Origin of the sequence: Mucilaginibacter sp. (assembly GCF_028288105.1) — a bacterium.
Taxonomy (GTDB): Bacteria; Bacteroidota; Bacteroidia; order Sphingobacteriales; family Sphingobacteriaceae; genus Mucilaginibacter.
In genome coordinates, this window is sequence record NZ_JAQBOI010000309.1 from 1 (window position 1) to 3521 (window position 3521).

The 3521-nt window shown below is 45.6% G+C and carries 2 protein-coding genes; both read right to left on the reverse strand.

The features are described from left to right. On the reverse strand, nucleotides 1-757 hold a 757-nt coding region (locus JWQ85_RS20515; protein ID WP_299471324.1), incomplete at its 3' end, for a methylenetetrahydrofolate reductase. Between the two features lie 118 nt (nucleotides 758-875). Next, the coding region (metH, locus tag JWQ85_RS20520; RefSeq protein ID WP_299471326.1) for a methionine synthase at nucleotides 876-3521 on the reverse strand (2646 nt) is incomplete at its 5' end.

Sequence of the window (3521 nt, forward strand, 5' to 3'; positions counted from 1 at the left end):
TGGACAGATTAACCAATTGCTTGGATGTGGTAATTGGTTTCAAGCCCGGTATTATAGGCACGTTGATACCTTCGGCACGGCAATTATTTACAAAATCGAAATACTTTTGGTTATCGAAGAACATCTGCGTAACAATGAACCCCGCGCCCATATCAACCTTTTGCTTTAAATATTTAAAGTCGGTTTTTAGGTTTGGCGCTTCAAAATGTTTCTCAGGATATCCGGCAACACCAATACAGAAATCTGTTTTCAGGATGCCGTCATAATGTTCATGCAGGTAAACACCGTTGTTCATGTTTACTACTTGTTGTAGCAAGTCGGTAGCGTAACAGTGGCCATTAGGGTTAGGTACAAATGAAGCGTCGCCACGGCGGGCATCGCCACGTAAAACCAATACGTTATCAATACCTAAAAACTGCAAGTCTATCAGTCCGTTCTCGGTTTCATCTTTGGTAAAACCACCGCAAAGCAAATGCGGAACGGTATCCACCTTATATTTATTCATGATGGCCGCGCAGATAGCAATAGTACCCGGGCGCTTACGGTAAGCCAGTTTCTCTAAAAGGCCGGTTTCGTGCTCCTTATAAATATAATCCTCGCGCAGCGAAGTAACATCAATAAACGGCGGCTTAAACTCCATTAGTGGGTCGATAGCATCATAAATACCCTGGATGCTTTGTCCTTTTAATGGTGGTATTAGTTCGAATGAGAAAAGTGTTTTGCCGTTGGCGTTCGCAATATGCTCCGTTATTTTCATTTTGGGTTGTAAGTCTTATCCTATTCGTCATTGCGAGGTACGAAGCAATCTCTGAAATGTGCATAAGCGATATGCTTATCGGGAGATTGCTTCGTACCTCGCAATGACGGGTTGTATATTAATAGTTAAGGTTCGGCCCTAACCAGCGTTCAACTGTATCTACAGACAAATTCTTACGCTCTGCATAATCCTCTATCTGGTCTTTACTTATTTTGTTTAAACCAAAGTATCTTGCCTGCGGATGCGCGAAGTAAAACCCGCTTACCGATGCTGCCGGTGTCATGGCCAGGCTTTCGGTAAGGTGCATATGGGCGTTATCTTCTGCTTTCAGTATCTCAAACAAAGTAGTTTTCTCGGTATGATCCGGGCAGGCGGGGTAACCCGGTGCCGGGCGGATCCCTTGGTACTCTTCTTTGATCAACTCATCGGTACCTAAATGTTCATCTTTTGAATAACCCCAGTATTCTTTACGTACCAGTTCGTGCATTTTCTCGGCAAAAGCTTCGGCAAAGCGGTCGGCAATGGCTTTGGTCATGATGCTGTTGTAATCATCGTAGTCCTTTTCAAATTTGGCTACCAGCTCATCGCAACCAATACCGGTTGTTACGGCAAAGCCGCCAAAATAATCGGCTACCCCGCTATCTTTAGGTGCAACAAAATCCGACAGGGCATAATACGGCTCACCTTTAACCTTTTCGTTTTGCTGGCGAAGTGTATGTATGCGTGTAAGCAAATGCTGGCGGGTTTCATCGGTATAGATTTCTATATCGTCGCCAACGCTGTTTGCCGGCCAGAAACCTATAACGCCATTAGCACGCAGCAATTTCTCGTCAACAATTTTCTTCATCAACGCCTGCGCATCGTCAAATAGTTTCTTGGCCTCGTCGCCCACAAATTTATCAGCAAATATTTTAGGGTAACTGCCACGCAACTCCCAGGTATGGAAAAATGGTGTCCAGTCGATATAGGGCACAAGCTCTTCCAGCGGATAGGCTTCAAAAACCTTGGTACCTGTAAACGTTGGTGCAGGTGCAACCGTATCTAAATTTATCTGGAACTTTTGCTCGCGGGCTTGTTCAATGGTCACAAAACGCTTATCGCTCTTTTTATTAGCGTGCGCTTCACGAGCCTTGGTATATTCGTCTTTTATGCCTTGTATATAACCATCACGTGTATCACGGTTCATCAGGCTGCTGCAAACAGTTACGCTGCGCGATGCATCCAAAACGTGTATAGCAGCACCCGAATAATGCGGCGCAACCTTAACGGCGGCATGGATCCTTGATGTAGTAGCCCCGCCAATAATTAACGGAATGGTAAACCCTTCACGTTCCATTTCTTTGGCAAAATGCACCATCTCATCAAGCGATGGGGTAATTAATCCGCTTAGGCCGATGATATCTACTTCCTGTTTCTTAGCCTCTTCTATAATACGCTGGGCAGGTACCATCACCCCAAGATCTATCACCTCGAAATTGTTACAGGCCAATACAACGCCTACAATGTTTTTACCAATATCGTGCACATCGCCTTTTACGGTGGCCATTAATACCTTGCCTGCATTTGCACGGCTGCCGCTGCTATCTTCACCCGCATCAATAACCCGTTGTTTTTCCAGCTCGATGAATGGCAGCAAATAAGCCACCGCTTTTTTCATTACACGGGCCGATTTTACAACCTGCGGCAAAAACATTTTACCGGCGCCAAAAAGATCGCCTACTACGTTCATGCCATCCATCAGCGGGCCTTCAATCACCTCTAAAGGTTTGGCGAATTTCTGGCGGGCTTCTTCTACATCCTCATCCAGGTATTCGATGATACCTTTCACCAACGCGTGTGATAAACGCTGCTCTACCGGGTTTTTGCGCCATTCTTCATCACGGACTATCTCTTTACCTTTACTTTTTATCGTATCGGCAAACTCTACTAATCTCTCGGTAGCATCATCGCGGCGGTTCAGCAATACATCTTCAACCAGTTCAAGCAGGTCTTTTGGGATCTCCTGATAAACTTCCAGCATACCGGCGTTTACGATACCCATATCCAACCCTGCCCTAATTGCATGGTAAAGGAATGCCGAGTGCATAGCCTCGCGCACCACGTTATTACCACGGAACGAGAAGGATATGTTACTTACCCCACCGCTTACTTTAGCGTAAGGCAGGTTTTGTTTTATCCAGCGGGTAGCTTCAATAAAGTCTACCGCGTAATTGTTATGTTCTTCAAGCCCGGTTGCTACTGTTAAAATATTTGGATCGAAAATAATGTCCTGCGGCGGGAAACCAACTTCATCAACCAGGATCCTGTAACAGCGCGCGCAAATTTCTTTGCGGCGTTCCAATGAATCGGCCTGGCCGGTTTCATCAAAAGCCATTACCACCGCGGCGGCACCGTAGCTAAGTATTTTACGTGCGTATTCCTTAAATTTTTCTTCGCCTTCTTTTAGCGAGATAGAGTTTACAATCCCTTTTCCCTGTAAACATTTCAACCCGGCCTCAATAACCGTCCACTTAGATGAATCTATCATGATGGGCAGCTTGGCAATATCCGGCTCACTGGCAACCAGGTTCAGGAATTTCACCATCACAGCTTCCGAGTCTATCATCCCCTCATCCATGTTTATGTCGATGACCTGGGCACCGCCTTCTACCTGTTGCAGGGCAACGGTAAGGGCTGCCTCGTAATCTTCGGCAAGGATAAGTTTGGAGAATTTTGGTGAGCCGGTAATATTGGTACGCTCGCCAATATTTACAAAGTTAGTTTC